The following is a 24156-nucleotide window of genomic DNA, read 5'->3' as shown; positions in this document are numbered from 1 at the left end:
AGGCAAACTCGGTGGATGGGGCAAGCCACGGTCTCGGAGCGCGACCAGCATCTGCGAACGTATTGATCGCGGCCGCTTTGCCGATCGCCCTCCAGGCAGACGGGACAAATGCCGCGCGATCTGGACTGTCCGACATTGCCAAGTGGGGCGGCGTGCCTGGAAAGTGCAAGCGCCTCGACCACGGCAGGTCGGATTCTCAAGCGCGGCTACATGTATTTCATCGTTACCTTGAATAAGTCCCTTCAGTCGACGGCATGTCCATTTCTTGATACCAGTGGGTGCGGTCTTCACTGCTTGGCTTGGAAGGCACCTCTGGAAAACCTTGTCAGCTGACAAGGTTTTCAAATCGCTGAGTCGCCCTTGTTAGCCTCCGAAGCCAACGGAGTTGCACCGAGAGAACCCGGGCGAATTAGGAAGCAATTGGCACGCCGCACCAAAACCTTGTCAGCTGACAAGGTTTGCAAAAGTGAAAAATTCGCTTGGAACGCAGCTCAGGTGGAGCAGGGATGCCGCAGAGCTCAATATTGCCTTGCGAAAAACACCGCTTGGCATAGCTCGGCCACAAAAGAGAGCCGACATACTTTCGCAGGGACGGGGGAGGGAAGGCGGGCAGGGGAGGGGCCACTGACCGGCATGATAGTACGCTACCAAAAGAGCCACTTCCCAAGTGCCGGCATGTCTACGATGTGGAAGAACAACGGGCTCAATTTTGGCACTCCACCAAGGTGAATCTCTCCGGTCGAGCGCGAACCAGAACGGCGGTATCAACCGCCGCAAACCAAGGCGGCATAACCGCGAGCCCCCCGGTAACGCCAGAAAAGCCGTTGCGGGATGACGAGGTTCGCCGCAACCGTGGAACTCTTCAAACTCGCCCGGTGTCATTTTATTCGCCGTAAACGGGAAATGCGCCGGGAACGTCCGAAGCGCCAGTTCGTTAACAACGCGCATCTGCAAGATAGCCGGAAGTGACTTACCCGTCAGTGATACCACCGCATGATCAATACCGGAGAAGGGGAGGGGCCTGCAACGGTATGCCTCTCTCGTGAGGCCTACAGAAGCTTTCAACACGCCGCCAGGATACACTTGTCTGCACGGCGCACCAAAAGATTACTATTCCGTCTGCGGTGACGAGGAGATCGAATCCCTTTCCAAACCGGTTGCCCCTGATGGCTGGTGCGTCTTCGACAGTATCAACCCAAGGGCCGCACGTTGGTCCTGCGATGATTGAGGACGTCGCGGCCATGCCACAAACGGAAGCAACGTGGAAATCCAAGGGCCAGGGGCGACGGTTAATGTCAAATGGCCTGCGTGGAAGCGCGTTCAACGACCTCGGTTTTTAGAACCACCTTGCGGGCGGCCCGATCTTCGCCATTTAATCGCTCAACTAAGAGCTTGGCCGCTGTCGCTCCCAGTTCGTAGACGGGTTGCCGCACGACAGTAACCGGGGGGGTGGTTACAGATGTCCAGTCCGCGTCATGGAACGACACCAGAGATAGATCACCCGGAATATTTAATCTCAATTCACGATGTGCTTTGAACACTTCAAGACCGATTATACTGTCCGATGCAATGATCGCCGTTGGACGGTGTCCCGACTGGAACATTTCGATAATGATCCGGTGCGTGCGTTCCGGTGTAACGGCCCCAACCTTCACCCAGTCCTCCATACCGATAAGGCCAGCCTCACGGCAGACACCAAGATACCCTTCGATGCGGCGCCGCACCGAACCGGTGCTGATGTCCCGCGGCGTATGGAAGCGATGATCCGGTGTGTCACAGGCGGTAAGATAGGCGATGCGGCGGTGGCCAAGTGTGATCAGCTGGCGGGTAATATTCTCTGCAGCGTTCTGGTCGTCGGCGATGACAGTATCTACGTCCAACGCCTCGCCGCAACGGTCGAGCAATGCGAGTGGCAAGCCTGAACGGATAGCTTCCCTGAGGTGATCGACATCATTCTCCTTGGCAGGGGAAACAATCAGGCCATCGACGCGTTTGGCAAGCAATGTGCGGATCGCGGCCTTCTCCGCCGTCGCGTCCTCGCCCGAATTGATGAGAATGACGGTAAAGCCCGCCTGCCGGGCGATATCCGTGATGCCGCGTACCGCGAGGCTGAAGAAGGGGTTCTCGATATCCCCCACTACGACGCCGATTGTGCCGGAGCGGCCCGTCGTCATGCTGCGGGCAAGCTCATTGGGGCGATAATCAAGGGAACTTGCGGCAGCTGTGACAGCCTCGCGCACCCTGTCGCTGACAGTTCCGTAGCCGCCAAGCACGCGTGCAGCCGTTGCCTTCGAGACGCCGGCCTTGCGTGCGACGTCAGCCACGGTGACGGAAGGAGATTTAGATAGGCTCTTGTCCATGAACGGTAGCCTTACAAGAGAACTTGACGAGTGGCAAATGCGAAGATAACAATTGCCAACACTCAAAGAGACCGGTCTCTTTCTCTTTGAGACCGGTCTCAATAACAGAAGAAGACTTCCGACTTGCGAACTGCATGGGCCGGGCAGGCGACGTCGTGTCGTTTTCCGGATGGGACCCGTGCGCCTTGAATACATCGCAGACAACGACACCAGAGGAGACGAAACCAATGCGATTTACCGAAGCCTTCACTTCTCCCTTTACCAAAATCCGCGCCACCGCCATCGCGGTCACGCTCGGTGTCCTCGCAGGCGCAACGACCCCGGCGCTTGCCGACAATCCACTTGGCCTCATTGATCCCACCACCATCAGTGTCGGAACGATGGGTGACGCCAAGCCCTATGCCTTTACCACTGCCGACGGTAACTTTACCGGTTTCGACATCGAGCTTTTCCTCAACGTTGCCGGACGCCTCGGCTTCAAGAAGGAGCAGGTGGTCTTCACCGGTCAGGAATTCTCGGCGCTGATGCCGTCTGTCGCCAACGGCCGCTTTGATGTTGCGGCCGCCGCAATTGGCACGACGGCCAAGCGCAAGGAGACCGTTGATTTCTCCGATGGCTATCTCGCAGGTTTCCTGAGTGTCCTGACTTCGGAGGCTGGCATCACCGATGCGGCAGGCCTCAAGGGCAAGCGTCTCGGCGTCGTGCAGGGCACGCTGCAGGAAATCTATGCAGAGAAGAACTTTGCTGGCACCGATCTCGTCAAGTTCCCGGACAACAACTCAGCCGTTTCTGCGCTCAACAACGGCACGGTCGACGCCCATTTCCTCGATTTCGAGGCGGCAAAGGACTACTCCGCCCGCTATCCGGCGCTGAAGATTGCGGTCAACATTCCAAGCTTCGATGCGCCTGCCGGCTTCGTCATCCATAAGGGGAACGATGCATTGCGCGAGGCGCTCAACAAGGGCCTGAAAGAGGCCATGCAGGACGGCACCTGGAAGAAGCTTCATGAAAAATGGTTCCCCGGCACACCGATGCCGGCGGCGTATCTTCCCAAGCAGTGATGCCGCCTTCCGGTCCGGCCTTCACCGGTCGGACCGGCCTTTCTTTCAAGGGATATACTGATGAACTGGCTTGAAAACCTGCGCCGCAGCTTCCTCGACTGGAACGCCATGGCCGAAGTGCTGCCGACCATGATCACGGTTGGCCTGAAGAATACGCTGATCCTGGCTGCGACCTCGACGGTGCTTGGCGTCGCCATCGGCATGATGCTCGCCATCATGGGCATTTCCCGCTCCCCATGGTTGCGCATTCCCGCGCGTCTTTATACCGATATTTTCCGCGGCCTGCCGGCTATCGTCACAATCCTCCTCATCGGCCAGGGCTTTGCCCGCATCGGCCGCGAACTCTTCGGTCCGTCGCCTTATCCGCTCGGTATTCTGGCGCTCAGCCTGATCGCTGGCGCCTATATCGGTGAAATTTTCCGGTCCGGTATACAGAGTGTCGACCGCGGCCAGATGGAGGCCTGCCGGGCACTCTCGATGAGCTACGGTCAGGGCATGCGCCTTATCGTTGTGCCGCAGGGCGTGCGCCGCGTGCTGCCGGCCCTCGTCAACCAGTTCATCGGCAACGTCAAGGATTCGAGCCTTGTTTATTTCCTCGGGCTTCTGGCCTCCGAGCGTGAGATCTTTCGCGTAGGCCAGGACCAGGCGGTGGTGACGGGCAATCTTTCACCGCTATTGCTGGCGGGCGTATTTTATCTCATCGTCACCGTGCCGCTCACCCATGTCGTCAATGCGATCGACAATCGCCTGCGGATTGGCAAGCAGCGCCCCTCCGTCATCACCAGTGGGCTGGAGGAGGTCAGTGAACTCGACGGTGCAGCCCGCGCGTCCGGTGTCGCCTTCAAGGGTGGCAGCCTCGATGTGCGCCGTCTCGGCATGGCGTATGGCGATCTCGATGTGCTGAAGGGTGTCGACCTTTCGGTAAAGCCGGGCAGCGTGACTTGCATCATCGGCCCGTCCGGTTCAGGCAAATCCACCCTGTTGCGCGGACTTAACCGTCTGGTCGAGCCGAAGAGCGGCGATATTCTCATCGATGGTGAAAGCATCCTCGCCATGAAGCCGGAAACGCTGCGCCGCCGGGTCGGCATGGTCTTCCAGCATTTCAACCTCTTTCCGGATCACACGGCACTGGAAAACGTCATGCTGTCGCTGACGAAGATCAAGGGCCTACCGGCAGCCGAGGCCGAGCGCATTGCCAAGGCAAGGCTTGCCGATGTTGGTCTTGCGAGCCGCCAGCATCACCGTCCCGGCGGTCTTTCCGGCGGGCAGCAGCAGCGCGTTGCCATTGCGCGTGCGCTTGCCATGGAACCGGAAGTCATCCTCTTCGATGAGGTGACGAGTGCGCTTGATCCGGAATTGGTCAAGGGCGTGCTCAACTTGATGGCCGAACTCGGCACGCGCGGCATGACCATGGTCGTCGTCACGCATGAAATGGGCTTCGCCCGCCGAGTCGCCGATCAGGTTGTCTTCGTGGACGAGGGGCGCGTGGTGGAGGCCGGCACGCCGGACGCAATATTCGACAATCCGCAGAGTCCGCGTCTTCAGCGTTTCCTTGCGGAAGTGCTCTGAGCGTCGGGAGGAGAAAAAGATGACACGAACGATACGATGGGGCGTACTCGGTTGCGCCGGCATTGCTGCCACGGCGGTCATTCCCGCCATTCAGTCCAGCCGCCTTGGGCGCGTTGCGGCAATCGCCTCGCGTGATGCCGGCAAGGCAAAGGAAATGGCGGACCGCTTCGGCATCGCCAAGGCCTATGGAAGCTACGAGGATCTGCTTGCCGATCCGGAAATAGACGCAATCTACAACCCCTTGCCCAATCACCTGCATGTGCCGCTGACAATCAAGGCGCTGGAGCAGGGCAAACCCGTGCTCTGCGAGAAGCCGATCGCCCTTGATGCCGTGCAGGTGAGGGAACTGGCGGCCGCACAGAAGGCAGCAGGCCTGCCGGTCGCTGAAGCCTTCATGGTTCGCCACCACCCGCAATGGAAGAAAGCACGTGCGTTGATCGCCGAGGGGCGTCTCGGCGAGGTTAGGGTCATCCAGACGATCTTTTCCTATTATCTCGATGATCCCGGGAATGTGCGCAACCAGGCCGATATTGGCGGCGGTGGTCTGTTCGACGTCGGTTGTTATGCCATCAACACGGCGCGTTTCCTGTTCGACGCGGAACCGGGGCGGGCAATCGCGCTCATGGAGCGTGATCCCGTCTTCGGCACGGACCGGCTGACGAGCGGACTGCTAGCGTTTCCGGAGGGAAAGCAGCTTGCCTTCACCTGTTCCACGCAACTCTCCCTCACGCAGAAGGTGACGGTGCTTGGAACGCGCGGGCGTCTGGAAATCCCCATTCCCTTCAATGCACCGGCCGATGAGCCGACTGTCCTTATCTTCGACGATGGCCGCGATCTTGCTGGCGGTGGGCGCGAGGAAATTACGATCGAGCCGGTCGACCAGTATCGCGAACAGGTCGATGCATTTGCCGAGGCCGTTCTCTCCGGCAAGCCACTCGAAACGGGGCTTGGCGACGCGATCGCGAACATGAAGGCGATCGACGCACTTTTCCGCTCCACCACCAGCGGCCACTGGGAAGAGCCCTGATCGCTTCACCCCATCCGTATGACAATTGATTGAAAGCCAACCCCATGACCGACAACACCATCTCTTCGGCCGTCATCATCGGTGCCGGTATCTTCGGCGTTTCCACGGGCGTGCAGCTTGCGCGGCGCGGCATCCAGGTCACGATCCTCAATGACGGCCCGCCCGCCAACGGTGCCTCCGGCCGCTCGCTCTCCTGGCTGAACTCGGCGCGCATGCGCTCTGAACCCTATCATCGGCTGCGTATGGCCGGCATCGATCGGTATCGCACGCTCGCGGCACAGAACCCGGATGCGGAATGGCTGCGCTTCGATGGCGGCCTGACCTGGGATGCGGATGACGAGCGCAACGAGATCGACGCGGCCTATCGCCACGAGGTTTCGCTCGCCTATGACGCGCAGCGGCTTTCCGCAGCCGAAGTCGCCCGTGTCGCGCCGGGTCTCGACGCAGGCGCAATCACCCCGCAGGGTGCGATCTTCAATGCCGGGGAGGGCTGGGTCGACCTGCCGACACTGATCGGCGTGCTTCTGGAGGAATTTTCCACACTCGGGGGCATTCTGGTGACGGACCAGGGTGCCGCACGGGTCGTGATCGAGAGTGGTCGTGCCGTTGGCGCGGAAACCGCAAAAGGTTACCTCCATCGGGCGGATGCTGTCGTGCTCGCCACCGGGCCGGCGGTGCCAAAGATGGCTGCGGAAAGCGGGCAGACCATCGGGGACGGGACCCCGATCGCCCTTCTCGTGCAGACCAAGCCGCTCGCCCATCCCCTGCGCGCAGTCCTCAATACACCGCGTGTCGCTGTTCGCCCCGCGCCTGGCGGCACCTTCTCGCTGGATGCGGACTGGGGGGCAGAGGAGGGGGTGACAGTACGCGCAGACGGCACCTACGAGATTGCTGACAGCGTTATTGCCGAACTTCTGACGGAGGCTGCCAAGGTGTTGGAGGGCAATCCGCAACTCGAAGTCGCTTCGATCGGTGTTGGTGGGAAACCGATCCCGGGCGACGGCGAGCCGGTGATTGGAGCCATCAAGGCCATTCCCGGCTATTACGTCGCCTTCAGCCACAGTGGCGCAACGCTTGGTCTTATCACCGGCGAGCTGCTGGCCTATGAGATTGCAACGGGAGCGGAACATCCGATGTTGGCGACCTTCCGTCCCGAGCGTTTCGCGGGCTAGAACCATTTTAGGAAGATTTCCGGAGGACGAGCCTGCCGAACTAACGGCGGGCTTATTTTGCGGCATGCACCAATTATCGACCGGACGTGGATTGATCTTGTTCCGTTCACCAGTTCGGTGAAGTGAACGGAACGGGTCAATGAAGGGCAGGGCGGGTGGTGATAACTGGCATGGCCGTCTTCCTGACGTGAGCAGTTAAACGCCTCACCACCTTGACTACGGTTCCGAAGTCCCAGGCTGCGGCCGTCATAGATATCACCTCTCCGCCAACCATCATCCCGTGGCTTTCACCTGGTGACCGCCAGCTCGCAACAGCGCCATAAGTACCGGACCAAGTGAAAATTCACCACGCTTTGCCTTGTTCGTCAAATTCCTGAGATACCCGCCCGGTGAATTGATGTGGCCACCACGTTCCAGAATGCAGGCGATAGTTACCGCGGCATTCTCTGGACCCATTATCTCACAGGCTTCCTGATATGCGGAGGGACTAACCCCAAGCATTGACCTGACAACCACGGCGGCGGTCATGAGTTCGCGCCAACTCCCGATTTGGCCCCCAGGCCCATAGTTCGAAATCTCCGGGCAGGCTCGCAATACAAGGCCAATAGGAAAAGCCTTGATCGGCACATGGCCCGTCTGCTTGTTCTCGCCCGGCTTCGCTCCCTGCTCGTTTCTAGAGCTAGGTTCAAGTTCTTTAGGAGGGTTGGTATTTGAATTCTGTATGTGACGCTCAATTTGAGCATCATTGGTGATCATTTTTGAAGAAAAATCGCCAGAATTCAGGAGTTTGAGGATATCCGCTCGCAAACTGCCCATCTCGGCACCCAGATCGCCAAGTTCATTCAGTGTCGGATTGCGCGGAATTCGCCCGACGAGCATAAGATATCGCTCTTCAAGCCCGCCCCAATCGCCTGAGGCTCCCTCTTCAACGCCAGCGGTGATCAGCTTTCGGATATCGCGCCGGCAGATCGTCAGGCTTTCCTTTGCTCTTCTGAAGGCAATTCGATCAGCGGCAACCTGCTGAGCCAGGCATGCGAGTTCCTCAGCACGCATAAGAAGCGGGGATATGTCGAATCCGAAGGCGTGTTCGATTGATCCCTCGTCATCCTTTCGAGCGTAGCGCTTGCCGTTCGCACTGTCCTTGCGGATGATTAAGCCGGCCTCAACGAGAAGAGCAAGATGCCGACGCAAAGTGGCACCTGCGATGCCATGCGCGCGAATTGACAGCTGAATGTTCGACGGGAAGACGACGAGCTGCGCGTCCTGGCGCAGTTCATTCTCGGGATAAAAGCTGAGGAGAGCGTCGAGCACCGCAAGGCTACGATCCTGCAGACCGAGCACTTCTCTTGCCTCCGATGCATCGCGAAAGACTTTCCATTTGTCTGCCGACTTGCCTTCCTCGATCTTGGTCGTGGCAATCTGCCGCTTCACAAGCGCAAGGGTCACCGGCCGTCGCCCAAAGGGCGTCGTCACTTGTCCACCTTCCATGTCCTCACCTTTCAAAAAGGCAAAAGATCCACGCTCACCAAAACGATGCCAAAGACTCTTGACTAGGATTCATGGAAATGCGATTCTCAAGTTCTCACACAACGAGAAGGGCTTCCATGACGGCAACGTTTCGGGGGCCTTTTTCTTTTGCGCACTTTCCTTCCGTAAAATCATTTCGAAGCCTGCCAGTCAGCTTCGATTTAAGTCCTGGATCCCCTCGCGTGCGAACCGCTCCACCAGCGTAGGCAGTTCGGCTTCGATAAAATCCAGGAATTCTGCTCCGGCCGGCGTCTCCGCCGAAATGCGAATGTCCTTGGGCGTGCGCAAGTAACTGCCAAGCGGCTCGCCCGCGGCACCGGCAATCTTCTTGCCGTCCTTCCGGGGCTCTGTTGCGGGTTTCAGGGCATTGAAGGCGGCTAGAAACTTCTGGTCTGACCCAAGCCGCTTCTCTGCGGCGGCTGACAGCACTCTACGCAGTTCTTCGTGCAGATCAGCACGTTCAGAAAACACCTTCGCGAATTCTACCCATCTCGGACGGCCGACCTTGGCAGCCCGACCGATCGCCTCGATGATATCGAGGGGAACTGAGCGATAAACCGCCCGCATTCGCGCAAGCTCCGGATCATCGATCGACAATGCCGCCTTGATATCGCGAGGCTTCACGTCGGCGTAATCCATACGACGGGCGAACAGGGCGCGCTCGACCCAGCTCAGATCCTGACGATCGGCATTTTCGATACCCTGCGCGATGACAAGCTCGACATCGGAAATCTCGACCTCGATCGCCCTGACCGGAATTCCGAGATCTTTGGCTGCCTGCAGTCGACGATGGCCGTAGATCACCTGATAGCGATCCGGTGAGGATGGTGACTTGCGGACCTGAATGGGAACTTTCTGACCTTCGGACCGAATGGAGTTCCTGAAAGTCTCGAAGTCCGATGCATCGTCGTCCGGAAGACGATCAGGAAAGGGGGAGGGATCGACCATCAACGGATCGAGTTCCCGGATCGCACCGCCGCCCGATTCAACAAGCGCCTTCAGCCGGTCGCGTTCCGATTTGATGTCGTCGATTGCCCGATGTGCCGCACCGATGACGCCAGCGCCCACACGTGCGGGTGCTGGCGATTGTTGCGGGGAGGCAGAACTGTCCGTCGACAGCCGGTTTTCGAGCTCCGCCGACAGCAGTCCGAAATTTGCAACGATGGATTTACGCGACGACTTGCTGGTCATGTGCGTCCCCAACTGATGTTGATGAGTTTCAATATCGCCTCGTTGACGGCGTCCACCGCCTCGCGTGCGCGTTTGTGCGTATCACGGCCGATCTGGCCCATCTCCAGTTCGTAAATGGACCGCTTGGCAAGTCCCGCTGCCTCAACCGCCGTGCTTTCAATCAGCGTGGGTAGAAGCACATCAGTTCCGAACAGATGGCGCATCATAGCCACGACCTGCGACTGCGGCGCATCGTTCGGATCGTGGCGGGTGACAAGATACCGGATGAAATCCTGATCGAGCTGTGCTCCACTCTCGTTCAGCACGCTGATCAAATCGCCCATCATCAACAGGAACTGGCTCATGGAAGCCACGTCAAGCATCGCCGGATGTACCGTGATAATCATGCTGGTCGCAGCATAAATTGCACTGAGCGTCAGAAACCCCAGTGACGGAGGTGTATCGAGGATAACGACATCGTAATCTTGGTCGACCTCCGCAAGTGCGAGCTTCAGGCGCTCAAAGAAGATTGCCCCGGAGCCTGATTTTTGGGCCAGCACACGCGGTGTCTCGTGCTCGTACTCCATGACTTCGAGATTGCCGGGAATCAGGTCGATACCATCGAAGTACGTCTTGCGAATAATATCGCGGATCGGGCGACGCTCGGCGTCGTCATAACGAAGAGCCGCATAGATAGTCTCGTTGGCGCCGACATCGAATTCGGGCTGCGCACCGAAGAGAGCGGAAAGCGATGCCTGCGGATCAAGGTCAAGTGCAAGGACGCGATACCCCTGCAATGCGAGATAATGTGCAAGATGAACGCAGGTCGTGGTCTTCGCGCTGCCGCCCTTGAAGTTGGCGATCGCGACGACCTGAAGATGTTCGCCCTCGCGTCTGCGCGGCAAAAATCTCAGCGCCTCTGAAGGCTTCTGGCTGGCAAAGAATTCGCGCAACTCGTTTATCTGGGCAAGCGTATAGACGCGATGATTGTTCTCCAGCCGACCGGGAATCGGACCGCGTCCTTCGCTCGACATGAGCTTCAGGGTGGAATCGGGTATGGACGTCAGCTTGGAGACTTCGTTCGTAAGGAAGGGCCTCAAGCTCTTCTCCGACTTCGGAGGATACATGCGGGTGCGAAGCTGCTGCAATTGCTGTGACAGAAGGCCTGCGTGACGCATGATCTTTCCACCCGCGTCTTCCTTCTGACTGATCGTTGCTTCTACGTTTTTCGCTATCGCCATATTGCCCCCTTGGCGGGCATCCTTCGGTTTGCCGACTGTTGCCCGCCAAAGATACAGCACGATTCTTGCCGCACGTCCAGTCGTTTAGAGTTAACAACGCCTTAACAGACCGCTCTTTTGAAACAGGGTTCGGTTAGCCAAAATCGAAATTTAACATTTGTTTTTTATGTATTTAGAGAATAACTCTATAGGGAATCGATACCAGTTTGTTCGAGGGCTGATTATCCAGAACAACGATCTTCGGAAATACGTTCAGCGCGCTGTAGCTTTGTCCAGATGCACGCGACTCAGAGGTAGCTCAGTTTGTCTGAGCAGTTTTGCGGGGGCTTAAATAATAGTCACCTCTGTCATGCTGCGGCGTGTTATGCCTCGTGCGAGGGGCGCTATGACCTGCCTGCTCTAGATGTCTGGCTTGACGTCCCGCTTTCCGAGATCCAGCATGTCGTCCATAAACCACGAGCACCAGCTATCGAGGACGCAGTCGTTCATCCCATCGTTACTACCCCAAACCACTCCCGATCGGATTGCCCCGCACGACCCATTCCGCTCTAGCGAACATTGCTTTCGTCGCATTTCCGATGCATCGGCCAATGCGTCATCCTCGCTTTACCAATCCGTCGGGCGAGGGAGACGCTTGCCATGGAGGGTTTACATGCGACCTGCAATCGGAGGACTGAAGCGGATCAAGCTGAGGATTTCGAACAGCATCTGCGCGCCGGCATGCGCGGTGTTTGTGGTCCCGTCATATTGCGGCGCTACCTCAACCACGTCGCCGCCGACAAAATTGAGCCCTTTCAGCCCGTGAAGAATGTCGAGTGCCTGGCGGCTTGTCAGCCCGCCGATTTCCGGAGTACCCGTTCCGGGTGCAAAGGCGGGGTCGAGACTGTCAATGTCGAAAGACAGATAAGTGGGGCCATCGCCCACGACTGCCCTCGCCTTGGCGACCACGGCGTCGATACCCATTCTGGCAATGTCTTCTGCGTGGATGACTGTCATCCCACTTTCATAGGAGAACTCCCAGAGATATTCTGCGCCACCGCGAATGCCGATCTGGACCACGCGGGATGGGTCAAGAACACCGTCGAGCACAGCGTTTCTAAACGGTCCCCCATGATGAAATTTCGTCAGATCATAGGCTCCCCCGGTATCACAGTGAGCGTCGATATGGATCATCCCTACCGGACGGTCGCGACCGACCGCCTTGAGGATCGGATGGGTGATGGAATGGTCGCCCCCCACCGAGAGTGGGATAACATTGGCGTCAATGAGTTTATTAAGGTGCGCTTCGATATCCTCGTGACTGAGTTCAAGACGATAGCGGCTGCGGAATGGCACATCACCGATATCGGCAACCTTCATTTCAAATACCGGAGCGGTCTTGAGGACATGATTGTAAGGTCCTATGCGCTCGATGGTGCGCAGGGCCCGGGGGCCGAAACGCGAACCGGGGCGGTTGGTGACACCAAGGTCCATGGGAACACCGACAAGCGCGACATCCAGATCGCTGAAATCGGGGTTGTCGCTGTCGATCTGTCTCAAGGGCGCATCAAGCAGCGTTGATATGCCACCGTAAGGGGCAGCGCGGGAGCCGGATTTAGTGAAAATTCGATCAGCGACAGCACGGAATTCAGGATCGTGGATACTGCCCCCGTGGCCTTCGCTATATCGTTCTCGCAAGCTCCTGAGCTTTTCTTCGTCGATTGCCATCACGCGTTCCTTTCGGTTTATTGTTGCCCTTGGGCAGCTTCGAGCATCTCGAAATGATCGGCAATCTGGACGCCGGTTGCGATCCAGACATCGCCTTTGTCGAGTATGTGCTTGAGGAAATCGCGCAGAATGTGCCAGCGCATAGGCCGGCCAGACACCTGCGGATGCAAGACCATGGTGGTGACTCCGCCCCAGAGATGGGTCGCCTCGAATTCATCGAGCCAGAGCTGCATGACGGCATCACGCCCAAACAGCGGACGCGCGCTCGTGCGGCTGGACATGCCAAAGTTCCAGTCGTCAAAAGCGAAGTTGACGGGGATTTCCACCGGCCCGGTCTCGCCCGCCGTGCCGGCATGGCGATAGGGTAAGATGTCGTCCCGAAAAGAGCTAGAGTAGCGGATACCCGACTTCCTGAGATAGGAGAGAAGTTCCGGGAAATTTTCGCCTGAAGGTGCGCGATAACCGACCGGCCGCACGCCCAGCGCTGACTTGAGGGCTTCAAAACCACGATCGATTTCCTCGAAAGCTTCATCGAGTTTCGAACGATCCGGCAATCTGTGGAGATAACCGTGATGGCCGATCTCGTGGCCGGCCGCGACTATCGCTTCGCATTGGGCAGGATGAGCAAGCGCCGTCCAGCCTGGCGTAAAGAATGTGCCCTTCAGGCCAAGCTCGTCGAGAAGCTCCAGAATTTTTGCGATGCCGACGCGCGCGTCGTAGCCACCGTGAGAAGTGGTCACCATCCGATCGACATTCGAGGGGTTGTTGCCGATCCAGGCGGTTTCTGCATCCACATCAAAGCCGATGAACAAAGCGCTCTTCGCACCGTTCGGCCAGGCCATTTTGGGTGTTGGCGGAGCGGGGTTGAGTGGACGGGGAGACAGGTCAAAGGTCATGTTTCAGGCTTTCATCTGAAAGTGGGGAGGCTGTCTGCGTTTCCGACAATCAGGGGTTCTATCATCGAGCAGTCCCTGATATTTTCGAGTTCGCCCAATGTGTTCCAAAGAGCATCTCGATTGGCGCTTGAAAGGCTCATACCGGCGAGTTCGCGAAACTTTGCGGCAATTGCCTCAGATTGCATGGGGCGTTCGGCGGAACCCGTTGCGCGCGGCACCATGCGTTCCACCCTTAAGCCATCACGAAAAGTCAGTATGATCAGAGGTTCTGCCATGGGAGCCATGCTGTCGTCGATGTCGAGACGCATACTGTCCATAAGGGCATGGACGGCTGAGTCGAGGCGTTGTTTTTCGGTGTAAGCCTGAAGCCCGGCCGTCCCGAAGGCGCAGCGTGCTGCCAGCGCGTAAGGCAGGCTCATCTGCGTCGGCGCCATGGCGCCGCCCACGTTTGCCCCGCACATGTCTTTCAGCATCGCGCTCAGCCGCACATCTATCTTCTCGATCTCCGATGCAGGCCGCCCAACCTCGGTCAAAAGGTCTTCGAGTGCATCGACGGCCGAATGGGCTCCGCGGCAGGATGCATAGGGTTTCAGGACGGCGCGATTGATCTTCCAGACGTCGCCTAGACCTTCGGCCAAAAGTTCCGGCTGGCAGGGAGACTTGTTGAAAGCGTTGAAGAAGCCGCCCCATACGTCGTCGAACACACGGGAGGGTCCGGCAAAGCCATTGGCTGCGAGTTGCGCTGCCAACAAACCGCCTTCCGCTGCGCGGCCGGCATGCAGTTTTTTCGCCTGCGATCCATCATGAATGAATGCCCACAGGCCGGATGAGAAACTGGTGGCGAGTGTGATGGCGTCTCGCGTGGCGGCGGCATCAAGGCCAAACAGGCGCGCGCAGGCGGCTGCGGCTGCAAGCGTGCCGCAGGTATGCCCAGCGCCTCGCAGAGCAAGGCTTCATCACCATCACCGCCGACGCCGCCTACCAGGGCGGAAGCGGCGGCGAGCCGCGCAGCGTCGACAAGCCGCAGTTCCGCATTGAGGACATCCATGGAATGGCGGACTTCATCAGTCGCTTCCCAGGCGTCGATACGGCACGTCTTGGCCTGTTCGGCATTTGCGGCGGCGGTGGGTATTCGCTGTCGGCCGCCAAGACGGACAAGCGATTCAAGGCCGTGGCGACGCTCAGCATGTTCAACTCCGGGCGCGTCCGCCGCAACGGCTTCCAGGATAGCCAGATGGACACGATCCAGCAGCGCCTGCAGCAGGCATCTGCGGCCCGTGCTCAGGAAGCGGCCGGTGGCGAGGTTCTATACTCGGGAGACGCAAACCTGACGGACGCGCAGATCGCGGCCTTGCCGTTCGATCTCTATCGCGAAGGTTATGAGTACTACTGGCGCACCCACGCCCATCCGGGCTCAACCTTTAAGTACACGACGAGCAGCCTGATGGACCTGATGCGCTGGGACGCGACAGACGAGATCGCGCTGATCGACGTGCCGTTGCTGATGATCGCGGGCAGCGCTGCCGACAAGGCGCCGTACCTCGGCGCGGCTCCCGTGATAACGATCATCATTAATCTCCCACAATTCCCAAGGCTGCGCGGCCACAGGCCGCGCGCCAGATCGAAAAAAGCTATGGCCACCGTCGCATCAGAGAACAGATGTCCGCACCCATGACCAGTAATGTCTGATGGGGTTGATGAAATCAATGGGAGAGGCCGCGGGCTATTTTTCGGCGGGGAAAAATCTTATGAGCTGTGTCTTCATAAGCGTATCTCGACTTGCGGCATCCAAGGAGATGCAATGTTCAATATTTGCACGCAAATCCGCAGGCACTTCTGGTCCGCCGGCTTTCAGGAGCTTATCGCCCATCGCGAGAAGAGCCGCCAGCTCGACACCACATCGGGACGCAGACATAACTGTTGCTCCTGCCGGACCGGGTCGTATTTCTTCAAGGTCGTTGCTGGCGGTATAAAGCGTCAACAGATACCAGATCAGAAAGAAAGCGGACCAAAGCATCATGCTTCCAAGAACATATGCGCGCACAGGTGTTTCCCCGTTATCTGCCGAACTCCGGAAGGCCTTGGATTGCGTACCTCGCGAGTGGTTTGCGAGCTGGCACACGGTCCCGCTTCTGCACCCCGAACAGGAACAGCATTTCTCCTTTGAGTTTGGAAGGGTCGGTCATTCCACCCTGAAAAAGATCAATTATCTTGCGAGTGGCCTTGTTGAATGTCCGGTCGTCATCCAGGCGCGTATCGCTTTCAAAGCCTGCATCTGACAATAGAGACCGCAACATATTCAGATCGTGAGACGAAATCGGGCCATATTCTTGTGCGGAAGACATCGTGTCCTCCTTTCGTTGGGGCCAAGGGATTTCACCTTGAAGCGGTAACGCCCTTTAAAAAAGCTACCGAAGAAATCAGCCTGCGCGTTTTGAGTTTCATTAGCAAGGGAATTCCAATGCGCCAGAATACAGCCGCCGCTCAATGATGACCAGCGAATGGCTGGCGAACTTCGCTTGATGTTCTTCCAAAACCGTATTCGCTTGCGTCTGGAGCTATTCAGGCGCACTGTAAAGTGTCGGTAGCGATGTCACGGGCACTACTGGTTGAGGGTCGGTTACCCTGGCCCCAACGAGAGGAGGACAATATGTCTTCCCACGCCAGCCTTGCAGCCATCTCCCCAGAGGAGATGGAGATGATCCAGTCAGTTTTGAAGAGAGCAGGCTATAACGCCACGTTGCTGGGCAATGACCAGCGACAATTCAATACGGCCGCGTTTCTTGTAATGAGACTGTTTCTTGCGGGAGAAACATCTGCAGATGCTCTCGCGGCACAATTGAAACGCCGTCTTGGAAATGCGGACTCACTCAAACAATCCTATCAATCACGGCCTGTTGTTGAGGCCGTCAGAAGTGTTCCGCGCAACACGATATACGTCCTCAACTTTTTCAGGAAGGCGCGTGATCGATCGATTGAGGGTTGATGAACAGTCCTGGAAGAACGAAGGCGTTATTGTAAGGAACCCCGTTGCCAATCCTTCTCGGGGTCCGAAATCCACTTAGTTGAGAATGACAGTTGAGAATAAACGTTGCGGCTCCGTGTGAATTACATGTCAGGAAAGAGTGAGGGTATGAAAGAAAGAAAGACATACAAAGAAATCACCTTCGCGAACCCGTTCGTACTGGATGGACTGGTAGTTCCTTTGGAAGCTGGAACATACCGTCTGGTTGTCGATGAGCAGCTTATTGAAGGTCTCAGTTTTCCTTCGTATCAACCCGTCGCTACACACCTTGAGATACCCGCTATCTCCGCCCAATTAGTCAAGCGCCAGTTTTTGCAGGTGTCCGCGGAGGAAATAGAGGAGGCGCTGCAAAAAGATACCGAATCGCAATGCGGCGACTCCGACCAGTGATCAAAACGCTTCACCCGTTGGCCGGTGAGTGCGCTAGTCAGTTTGTGCGTAAGCGGTAATACGACGCTATTTGCACGCTGCTTAGTTTTCTCCAGACAAAATCTATCTCCGGCATAGCGCGGGCGAGCGCAAAATGAGTAAGAAGGATATTCTTGTGTTGCGCGCCTTCAGAGGCAAAAAGCTGATAGTGGTAGAGCGGCGTCCGTCATTGACGGCAGCGTGCCATGCGCAGCTTACAGCCGCCGGAGCCATCGTTGCAGGCCCTGTTTCCTCTGTCGAGCAAGTCTTGAACCTGGTGGAAGCTGGCGATGTCGACGGGGCAATTATTGACGTCAAAGTTGACGTGGAAATGATGTTACGTTTAGCCATGCTTCTGGAATCAATGGCGACGCCGTTCGTTTTCGCATCTTTCATCGAGGTGAACTCGGAAGGCTACGCCTTTAGCGGTGATAGGGAGCATCTCCGCAAGATAGCGGACGCTCTTTTTGGCTCGCCTGGACCGGCGTCAACCCTCCATTAATGTGGCCCCGTTGAATAGATGGCGTGGTTGCCACTCCACCCACGGCACGTTCTGCCAGAGGATGACCGGATTAAATCCGACGAGTGAAAGGATGGCGGCATGACATACAACACTAGGATTGGGATCGATTTGGCGAAGAGCGTTTTCCCAGTTCATGGAGAGCTCAGGGTTCGGCAGAAGCTGTCCTGGCAGCATTTTTCCCAATTTATATAGCCGGGCAAGGCGTTCTGATAGTCGTAATAGAGGCGTGCGGGAGTGCTCGTTACTGGTCACGCGAGCTGGCGAAACTAGGCCATAATGCACGGCTGATAGCACCACAATATGTGTGTCCATTCGTAAAGCGCCAGAAGAACGATGCTGTGGATGCCGAAGCGGTTGTCACCGCCGCACAGCGGTCCGAGATGCGCTTCGTCACGCCGAAACCGGAGGAGCAGCAGGCACAGGCGCATCTTTTTTGCGGAAGAGAACGACTTGAACGTCAGCATAACGACTTGGTGAGCGCGCTGCGATCAGTGCTCTACGAATTTGGGCATCCGGTTCCTCCAGGCATTGGGCACCTGAATCGGATTGAAGCGATGGTCGAAGCTGAAAACAGCGATCTGCCAGAACTGGTTCGTGACGAATGCCGCGATATTCTGCTGTAAATTGCCGAGAGGACGCAACTGGCTCGCCTGCTCAACGGGGAGTGATAGAGCAGGATCGGCCCTTCGCATTCACGAGCTTTTCCAGCAGAATCCCTTTCACACAGCGAACCAAATTGTTCAGGTGACGGGTTTGTCCGCACCAACGGTCAACGCCGCACTTGCCGACCTGGAGCGTTGATGAGATTACCGGCCGTAAGCGTGGCCGGGTGTTCAGCTATCGACGATACCTTGCGATTCTAGGAGAAGGCACCGATCCCTTGCCTCTCAATTCATGACAAATTGATGGGCCAACGGTTCAAATCCCTTCAAGGCGAAGACGCTCGCAAGGCGTCTTGCTCAAGCTCTATTGCGGTCGTTCATGCGGGCCGCAAATTTCGCTAAAGCAGTCGCTCGGCTGTTTGGGCTGAATGTCCCAGTTGGGGTGGAGAGCGGCCTAAGCGCTTTCAGGCCGACAGAGGATGAAGCGGCCCCCGCTCACTCGAACAATTGCGACACTGACACTTGTCGGATGCGCTGTTCGTCCGAGGTGAAGCTTAGCAGCATCCGCTTGTCTCCAAGCACCCAGCGATCGTTTTTCAAACTACCACCGCTGCTCCATTCCGGCTCGCCGAACTTTGCTCGCGCCTGCTCCCGGGTCATGGTCATATCGAGATCGAAAGGCGTTCCATCGATCGGTCTTCCTGCTCCCTCCGGAAGAACGAAGAATGTACGCAGAACCAACTCCCCTTCCGCAAAGCGCGTCCCGTTCGGCAACTCGCTTCCGAGAGTAAAGAGCAGTTCAATCTGTTGACCGGGGACCTCGACGTTCGTTTCCTTCTCGCCGCGTGGTGGCCGCGTGAGCGGGAGTGTCGCACCCAGCGACTTTAAGTAGTCCACGACCGCTGCGTCGGTTTCCGACTTTCCCAGCAATGCCAGCGCGCCCTTGTAGATTGCCATGCAACACCTCCAATGCTTACTTGCGACGATTGCCATGAGATCGGTACCGGGATGCCGCGAAGACCCTGTCAATAATAAGCAACGACGATCGGGACAAGTGGCTCATGAAGAGGATCCGAAGAATTGAGAAGGCAGGTGAAAACATGAATGCAGATCGACTGTTTACCCAAAGTGAATTGCACGGAAAATCGGCCGATCCGTTCATCCAGGACGGCGGCATTCATTGATGGCGAGGCGGTGGTACTGAATGAGGAAGGCCGCCCGGACTTTGGAGGGCTGCAGCGCTGGCTCGGCAGAAGAGGGGGCAAGCGCGTTTCGACGGAGTCCGTTCTCTTCGCCTTTGACCTTCTCTATTTGGACGGTCACGATTTGATCCGGACCGAACTGTCAGTTCGCCGTCATCTCTTGACAGACTTGCTGGAGGGCGCCGTCGGTGCGATCCAGTTGTCCGAAGAGATAGAGGGAGACGACGCTGAGCTATTGGTCAACGCCTGCTCGATCGGCATGAGAGGTATCATCGCCAAACATCGAAATAGCCCCTACCGCCCTGGTCGGACCGGCGACTGGCTGAAGATCAAGTGCGTGCAGAGCAAGAGTTTCATGATCGTCGGCTACGAGCAGTCGGCGGTGGCGCGCGGCGGGATTGGCGGTTTGCTGCTGGCGGCTCGCCGGGACCACGATTGGTCTATGTCGGCGCCGTCGGCGCGGGCTTCAAGGAAAAGGATGCAGCCTACCTGAAGAAGACGCTCGACACACTGAAGACACGGACACCAGCCGTGCCGCTTAAAGGCAAGAACTACGTTTACGCGCAGCCGACCTTGATCGCGGAAATTGAATTCCGCGGCTGGACCGACGACGGTAATTGGCGACACGCATCTTACAAAGGGTTGCGCGAGATCCAGGACAATGCCGCTGTTTATGACCTCAACTGAGCAAAGGGTTTCAGTGCGTCGGCGAGGTCTTAAATTTTTTCGACTGGTGCTCTTGAATCCTAAATTCTCAAAAACCAAATCGATTGCCGCCAACCGCTGATAAAGGGCTGGCCTTGCTGGGAGCGCTGCCTTTCGGCGCTTCCGTACCCATGTTGCTTCAAGGAGGATATGGCTATGGCAACATCTTACGACTACGCACCTCTCTTCCGCTCCAGCGTCGGCTTCGACCGGGTGTTCAATCTTCTCGAAAACGCTCAGCGCGCCCGTTCGATCAGCGACTGGCCGCCCTATGACATCGTCAAGATCGGTGATGATAGCTACCGGATTTCGATCGCGGTCGCAGGTTTTGCCCAGGATGATCTCGACATCACCTTCCAGTCCAATCTGCTGACGGTCACTGGCAAGAAGCAGGAGACGGCATCCGAAGGTTATCTGCATCGCGGCATTGCCGGCCGTCCGTTCGAACACCGGTTCGAGCTTGCCGACCATGTCAGGGTGAATGGTGCCGATTTGAACAATGGTCTTCTGTCGATCAATCTCGTTCGTGAGATCCCCGAGGCCTTGAAGCCGCGGAAGATCGACATCCAGACCCAGCCGGCCCTCGTGCAGTCGACCGCCCCGGTGCAGATCGAAGCGCAAAAGGCCGCCTGACCGAAACTGCGGAGAAGGGGCGTCGCGGGCAGCGGCGCCCGTTAACATCACGGGTTGGGAAGGAGAGAGACAATGAAACCCGATATGTTCAGACAACCAGTTACCATCCTTGTCGGCCTCGGCTTCCCGGCTGTGGTCAGGAGCGTCATGGATGCCTACCGGCATCTTGCTGAATGGCCAGCATCGTTGCGTGACACGGCACACTCGATGGCGCTGAAAGCCTGTGGTGCGGCACTGCGCGGCGAGATCGAAGCGGAGACCGCGCGCGGCCTATTCGCCGCCTTCGCTGAAAAGCATGATCTGCTGGCGCCGGAGAATGATGCCATCGCGGCATCGCACCTTCGGCGGGACAAAGATCCACACGTTCGATAGGAAGGCCGACATGCACGAGATGTTACAGCAGGCCGTGAGCAATGCCGCGGCGATGGGGCCGGCGATCCTGCTTCAGGGCATGCAGATTGAGCGGCCGATCGATGTCGTAAAAGTGACTGCTCTCACCGCACACGACAAGCGGACCATCCTGGCTGCATGGGCCTCGGATTTCTACGCGGTCGATTCGAAGCCGTTGTTCCGCCATATTCCCGGAACACCGGAGTCGGTTTCCATCGATGAGGTTCAGGCTGCCCTCCAAGAACTTGATCGACGCTACGGCTTCTGATCTCTGGCTTCTCAGGCAGCCTGTTTCATCGACTTCGCCAGCCGCTTGATGGCCTGCTCCAAGGAACGCTGGCCATCGCAATAATCCAGTCAGGCGCTCGTATTTTGGAGGAGTGTCGGCACTGTGCGGTGAAGAAAGTTCAGCTCACTCGCGCCGTCCTGCGAATAACAGGGTTGCCGGTTCGATAGGGTTCAAGACCTTAAAGCAGACACTACTCAGTCAAAATACGAATCCGCAACGACACCATCGTAACGGTGCTTGTAACGATGGTGTCGTTACGGTATATATCCTTATCACATAGGAGTTGCCCATGCCGACGTCACACACGAGCAAAAACTTGGATGCAAGTGTTCCGCTGAATATCCGTATCAAACCCGCGACGCGCAATCTCATCGATCGCGCGGCTGAGCTGCTTGGCAAGACACGGACGGATTTCATGCTGGAGGCCTCCGAACGTCGCGCCGAGGAAGTGCTTCTTGATCGCACTGTATTCACGGTCAGCCCGGAGGCGTATGCTGAATACCTCGCCCGGCTCGATGCGCCTGCGCAGTTGAATGAGCGCCTAAAGCGCACGATGTCGGTCAAAGCTCCGTGGGATAAGGCGTGACCCTTACTTCCCCAGCTCCATTGGCTGAACATCATGAGCTTGTAGAGTTTAATTCTGGGGTCCCGGAGCTTGATGATTGGCTGCGTCGAAGAGCGCGAGCCAACCAGGCGGGCGGTGCATCACGTACTTTCGTTGTCTGTGAGGGGAACCGCGTCGTTGCTTACTATGCTCTCGCCTCCGGAGCGGTCAGGACACCAGAAGCACCAGGTCGCTTCAAGCGAAACATGCCAGATCCGATCCCGGTTGCTGTGCTTGGTCGACTCGCTATCGACCTTTCTTATCAAGGCTGTGGTATCGGCCGGGCGTTGGTGCGTGATGCCGGCCTGCGTCTGCTGAACGCCGCCGAAATCCTCGGTATCCGTGGCGTACTGGTGCACGCGATATCCGATGACGCACGTGCATTCTATGAAGCTGTCGGATTCATGCCCTCTCCGTCCGATCCGATGATGTTGATGATTGGATTAAAAGATCTCAGCAACGCACTGAGCGCGTAGACCGTGTGATGGCTCTATGTAAAGCAAATATACCCGCCACGGGCGCTCAAAACTTTCCGGGCCGACTTGGTATCAGAGATTGCAACGATTAGAGGCATAGGATCTAACGTGCGCATGGAAGGGCGGTAAGGCACCGGCATATTGTTTCGGTCCGAACATTGCCTCAATGAAGTGCGCGCGGATCCAATTCCTTAGGGTAATCCGATAACGAGTCGGCGGTTCATGTCCCTTCAAGGCGCCAAGGTTCTTGAGTGCGCCACAGGAGCCGACTGTCATCGGACTCTATTCATTTCCGGTCATGTTCAATTATTGCCTGAAACGGCTCGGCAGAAACGGAAGGGCTTCGCCGCTGATGCGATTTTCGAGTGCGTCGAGCACGAGGTCAGCTGTCTTGGGAGCGGCGGCAATGCCGACATGCCCGTGGCCGAATGCGGCGACAAGACCAGGATGCCGCGACAGCGGGCCAATCACCGGCAGGCCATCCGGCGTGGAGGGACGATGCCCCATCCAGAGCCGAAGCCTGGGTGTCTTGTCCGTGGACAGATAGGGGTAGCTCGCCAGAGCATGCCGTTGCAGCACCTGCGCGCGCTCCCAATTCGGAGGCTTATCGACCGATGCGAGCTCGACCTGGCCCGAAAGGCGCAAACCCATGTCTGTCGGTGTATTGGCCATCCGGCCGGTGCTCGGCATCACGGGGATCTCGAAAGGCGTTTGCCCCGATGTAACGGTCACATGGTAACCCCGTTCGCTCTGCATCGGAATGCGCACACCGAGCGGGCGCAGCAGATGGCCGGAATGTATGCCCGCAGCCACAACGATGCGGTCGGCAGATAACGTCTCGCCGCCCTCGAGTACTGCCTGCGGTGTCGGGCCGTCGAGGATAGCGGTCACGGCGGATTGGTGGAATTGCACGCCCCTGCGTCGCGCGGCGTCCACAATGCCGGTCACATAGCGTCCGGTGTCGCGGCAGTGAGCACCGTCGACCACATGGATGGCGAACCGATAGGCAGGGCCGAGCGCCGGCAGCCTTTCGCGGATTTCAGCCTCATTCCATTCCGCATAGGCAACGCCATTCTCGCGACGCAGCTCCCAGCTCAGTGCTTCCGCCTCGAAGGAGGCTCGGTCGGGATAGGCGTAGAGCAGCCCCTTTTGAAGAATGAGCTGCTCCTGTCCGGTCTTCCGCGCGAGCTCCAGATGCCGTTCGGGTCCATCGTGCAGCAGGAAGTTCAGTAATTTCGCCGTCCGGCGCACACGGGACTTGCTCGCACCTGCCCACAAAAAACGCAGGAGCCACGGCGCCAGCTGCGGCAGAGACGCCCAATCGATCGTCAGCGGCCCGTTTCGGTCGAGGAGGAAACCGGGAACCTTGCGCCACAGGCCAGGCATGCTCATCGGGATGATCGATGCCGGGCTGATCCAGCCGCCATTGCCATAGCTTGCGCCGGCCTCGCTGCCTGGCGCATTGCCATCGCAAAGTGCCACGTCCCAGCCCGCTTCCGCCAATCTTAATGCTGTGGTGGCACCGATGATGCCCGCGCCGACCACGATTACCTTGCCTGTCATTGCTGT

At 57.8% G+C, this 24156-nt stretch carries 24 protein-coding genes and 5 pseudogenes; 16 read left to right on the top strand and 13 right to left on the bottom strand.

Going from position 1 to position 24156, the window contains the following annotated elements; translation table 11 throughout:
• Window positions 1-1295: 1295 nt before the first annotated feature.
• On the bottom strand, window positions 1296-2360 hold the full coding sequence (locus ACQZ5N_RS18900; RefSeq protein WP_448733767.1) for a LacI family DNA-binding transcriptional regulator: 1065 nt from the start codon (window positions 2358-2360) through the stop codon (window positions 1296-1298).
• A gap of 227 nt (window positions 2361-2587) precedes the next feature.
• Here ACQZ5N_RS18900 and ACQZ5N_RS18895 point away from each other — a divergent pair, with 227 nt between their 5' ends.
• From ACQZ5N_RS18895 to ACQZ5N_RS18880, 4 genes are read left to right on the top strand one after another with little or no spacing between them, the layout of a single operon-like run.
• Entirely contained in the window at window positions 2588-3421 is an 834-nt protein-coding gene (locus ACQZ5N_RS18895; protein WP_425644433.1) for an ABC transporter substrate-binding protein, read from the top strand.
• Between the two features lie 60 nt (window positions 3422-3481).
• On the top strand, window positions 3482-4990 hold the full coding sequence (locus ACQZ5N_RS18890) for an amino acid ABC transporter permease/ATP-binding protein (RefSeq protein WP_448733766.1): 1509 nt from the start codon (window positions 3482-3484) through the stop codon (window positions 4988-4990).
• A gap of 19 nt (window positions 4991-5009) precedes the next feature.
• Window positions 5010-6017, top strand: coding sequence for a Gfo/Idh/MocA family protein (locus tag ACQZ5N_RS18885; protein ID WP_448733765.1), 1008 nt, complete (start codon window positions 5010-5012; stop codon window positions 6015-6017).
• Between the two features lie 44 nt (window positions 6018-6061).
• Window positions 6062-7189 carry an NAD(P)/FAD-dependent oxidoreductase gene (locus tag ACQZ5N_RS18880; protein WP_425644437.1) on the top strand — a complete coding sequence of 376 codons (1128 nt, stop codon included), beginning with the start codon at window positions 6062-6064 and terminating at the stop codon, window positions 7187-7189.
• Window positions 7190-7462: 273 nt separating this feature from the next.
• On the opposite strand, the gene repC is transcribed toward ACQZ5N_RS18880, so the two are convergent.
• The 6 genes and pseudogenes from repC to ACQZ5N_RS18850 all read right to left on the bottom strand — a co-directional run.
• Complete coding sequence (repC, locus tag ACQZ5N_RS18875; protein ID WP_425644438.1) at window positions 7463-8677, bottom strand: plasmid replication protein RepC; 1215 nt, start codon at window positions 8675-8677, stop codon at window positions 7463-7465.
• A 189-nt stretch (window positions 8678-8866) separates the two neighbouring features.
• Window positions 8867-9907: a plasmid partitioning protein RepB gene (repB, locus tag ACQZ5N_RS18870; RefSeq protein WP_448733764.1), complete on the bottom strand. Its 1041-nt coding sequence runs from the start codon at window positions 9905-9907 to the stop codon at window positions 8867-8869.
• Complete coding sequence (gene repA, locus ACQZ5N_RS18865) at window positions 9904-11127, bottom strand: plasmid partitioning protein RepA (RefSeq protein ID WP_162729542.1); 1224 nt, start codon at window positions 11125-11127, stop codon at window positions 9904-9906. The genes repB and repA overlap by 4 nt, the downstream gene beginning before the upstream one ends.
• Window positions 11128-11775: 648 nt before the next feature.
• Window positions 11776-12834, bottom strand: a complete 1059-nt coding sequence (speB, locus tag ACQZ5N_RS18860; protein ID WP_425644441.1) for an agmatinase — start codon at window positions 12832-12834, stop codon at window positions 11776-11778.
• 17 nt (window positions 12835-12851) lie between these two features.
• The gene (locus ACQZ5N_RS18855; RefSeq protein ID WP_425644443.1) at window positions 12852-13730 is read right to left on the bottom strand and encodes a polysaccharide deacetylase family protein; all 879 of its coding nucleotides are present in this window, start codon (window positions 13728-13730) and stop codon (window positions 12852-12854) included.
• A gap of 11 nt (window positions 13731-13741) precedes the next feature.
• Window positions 13742-14656: pseudogene (locus ACQZ5N_RS18850) on the bottom strand (MmgE/PrpD family protein); the annotation flags it as partial.
• On the opposite strand from ACQZ5N_RS18850, the pseudogene ACQZ5N_RS18845 reads away from it, so the two are divergent.
• Window positions 14641-15258, top strand: a pseudogene (locus ACQZ5N_RS18845) (alpha/beta hydrolase); the annotation flags it as partial. The pseudogenes ACQZ5N_RS18850 and ACQZ5N_RS18845 sit on opposite strands and share 16 nt — an antisense overlap.
• A 195-nt stretch (window positions 15259-15453) precedes the next feature.
• Here the strand turns inward: ACQZ5N_RS18845 and ACQZ5N_RS18840 are convergent.
• Together ACQZ5N_RS18840 and ACQZ5N_RS18835 are read right to left on the bottom strand one after the other, a co-directional pair.
• Window positions 15454-15774 carry a hypothetical protein gene (locus ACQZ5N_RS18840; protein ID WP_425644480.1) on the bottom strand — a complete coding sequence of 107 codons (321 nt, stop codon included), beginning with the start codon at window positions 15772-15774 and terminating at the stop codon, window positions 15454-15456.
• Window positions 15775-15787: 13 nt separating this feature from the next.
• Window positions 15788-16075, bottom strand: a complete 288-nt coding sequence (locus ACQZ5N_RS18835) for a hypothetical protein (RefSeq protein ID WP_448733763.1) — start codon at window positions 16073-16075, stop codon at window positions 15788-15790.
• Between the two features lie 305 nt (window positions 16076-16380).
• On the opposite strand from ACQZ5N_RS18835, the gene ACQZ5N_RS18830 reads away from it, so the two are divergent.
• The 3 genes from ACQZ5N_RS18830 (at window position 16381) to ACQZ5N_RS18820 (ending at window position 17665) form a co-directional block, all read left to right on the top strand.
• Window positions 16381-16716: a hypothetical protein gene (locus ACQZ5N_RS18830; protein ID WP_209159751.1), complete on the top strand. Its 336-nt coding sequence runs from the start codon at window positions 16381-16383 to the stop codon at window positions 16714-16716.
• A 147-nt stretch (window positions 16717-16863) separates the two neighbouring features.
• Window positions 16864-17145 (top strand): hypothetical protein, encoded by a 282-nt coding sequence (locus ACQZ5N_RS18825; RefSeq protein WP_448733762.1) that lies wholly within the window; start codon window positions 16864-16866, stop codon window positions 17143-17145.
• A 133-nt stretch (window positions 17146-17278) separates the two neighbouring features.
• On the top strand, window positions 17279-17665 hold the full coding sequence (locus tag ACQZ5N_RS18820) for a hypothetical protein (RefSeq protein ID WP_448733761.1): 387 nt from the start codon (window positions 17279-17281) through the stop codon (window positions 17663-17665).
• On the opposite strand, the gene ACQZ5N_RS18815 is transcribed toward ACQZ5N_RS18820, so the two are convergent.
• A complete protein-coding gene (locus ACQZ5N_RS18815; protein ID WP_448733760.1) occupies window positions 17651-17998 on the bottom strand; it encodes a hypothetical protein in 348 nt (115 codons plus the stop codon). The two genes, ACQZ5N_RS18820 and ACQZ5N_RS18815, sit on opposite strands and share 15 nt — an antisense overlap.
• Window positions 17999-18024: 26 nt before the next feature.
• Here ACQZ5N_RS18815 and ACQZ5N_RS18810 point away from each other — a divergent pair, with 26 nt between their 5' ends.
• Both ACQZ5N_RS18810 and ACQZ5N_RS18805 read left to right on the top strand, forming a co-directional pair.
• Entirely contained in the window at window positions 18025-18309 is a 285-nt protein-coding gene (locus ACQZ5N_RS18810; RefSeq protein ID WP_448733759.1) for a hypothetical protein, read from the top strand.
• A gap of 40 nt (window positions 18310-18349) precedes the next feature.
• A pseudogene (locus tag ACQZ5N_RS18805) lies at window positions 18350-18584 on the top strand (winged helix-turn-helix domain-containing protein); the annotation flags it as partial.
• Between the two features lie 199 nt (window positions 18585-18783).
• On the opposite strand, the gene ACQZ5N_RS18800 reads toward ACQZ5N_RS18805, so the two are convergent.
• Window positions 18784-19245 carry a hypothetical protein gene (locus ACQZ5N_RS18800; RefSeq protein WP_425644513.1) on the bottom strand — a complete coding sequence of 154 codons (462 nt, stop codon included), beginning with the start codon at window positions 19243-19245 and terminating at the stop codon, window positions 18784-18786.
• A 216-nt stretch (window positions 19246-19461) separates the two neighbouring features.
• Here ACQZ5N_RS18800 and ligD point away from each other — a divergent pair.
• The 4 genes and pseudogenes from ligD to ACQZ5N_RS18780 form a co-directional block, all read left to right on the top strand.
• Window positions 19462-20177 (top strand): annotated as a pseudogene (gene ligD / locus ACQZ5N_RS18795) (non-homologous end-joining DNA ligase); the annotation flags it as partial.
• A 174-nt stretch (window positions 20178-20351) separates the two neighbouring features.
• Window positions 20352-20828, top strand: a complete 477-nt coding sequence (locus ACQZ5N_RS18790; RefSeq protein ID WP_137454906.1) for an Hsp20 family protein — start codon at window positions 20352-20354, stop codon at window positions 20826-20828.
• A gap of 72 nt (window positions 20829-20900) precedes the next feature.
• Window positions 20901-21200 (top strand): DUF982 domain-containing protein, encoded by a 300-nt coding sequence (locus ACQZ5N_RS18785; RefSeq protein ID WP_448733758.1) that lies wholly within the window; start codon window positions 20901-20903, stop codon window positions 21198-21200.
• A gap of 10 nt (window positions 21201-21210) precedes the next feature.
• A complete protein-coding gene (locus ACQZ5N_RS18780; protein WP_448733757.1) occupies window positions 21211-21486 on the top strand; it encodes a hypothetical protein in 276 nt (91 codons plus the stop codon).
• A gap of 11 nt (window positions 21487-21497) precedes the next feature.
• Here the strand turns inward: ACQZ5N_RS18780 and ACQZ5N_RS18775 are convergent.
• A pseudogene (locus tag ACQZ5N_RS18775) lies at window positions 21498-21623 on the bottom strand (ATP-dependent DNA ligase); the annotation flags it as partial.
• Window positions 21624-21796: 173 nt separating this feature from the next.
• On the opposite strand from ACQZ5N_RS18775, the gene ACQZ5N_RS18770 reads away from it, so the two are divergent.
• Complete coding sequence (locus ACQZ5N_RS18770) at window positions 21797-22093, top strand: type II toxin-antitoxin system TacA family antitoxin (protein WP_448733756.1); 297 nt, start codon at window positions 21797-21799, stop codon at window positions 22091-22093.
• Entirely contained in the window at window positions 22090-22587 is a 498-nt protein-coding gene (locus ACQZ5N_RS18765) for a GNAT family N-acetyltransferase (RefSeq protein ID WP_448733755.1), read from the top strand. The genes ACQZ5N_RS18770 and ACQZ5N_RS18765 overlap by 4 nt, the downstream gene beginning before the upstream one ends.
• Window positions 22588-22893: 306 nt before the next feature.
• Here ACQZ5N_RS18765 and ACQZ5N_RS18760 read toward each other — a convergent pair whose 3' ends face one another.
• On the bottom strand, window positions 22894-24150 hold the full coding sequence (locus ACQZ5N_RS18760; RefSeq protein ID WP_425644106.1) for an NAD(P)/FAD-dependent oxidoreductase: 1257 nt from the start codon (window positions 24148-24150) through the stop codon (window positions 22894-22896).
• Between the last annotated feature and the right edge of the window lie 6 nt (window positions 24151-24156).

This window comes from Agrobacterium sp. 22-221-1 (genome assembly GCF_053522445.1).
This window is presented reverse-complemented; position numbering and strand designations above follow the sequence as displayed.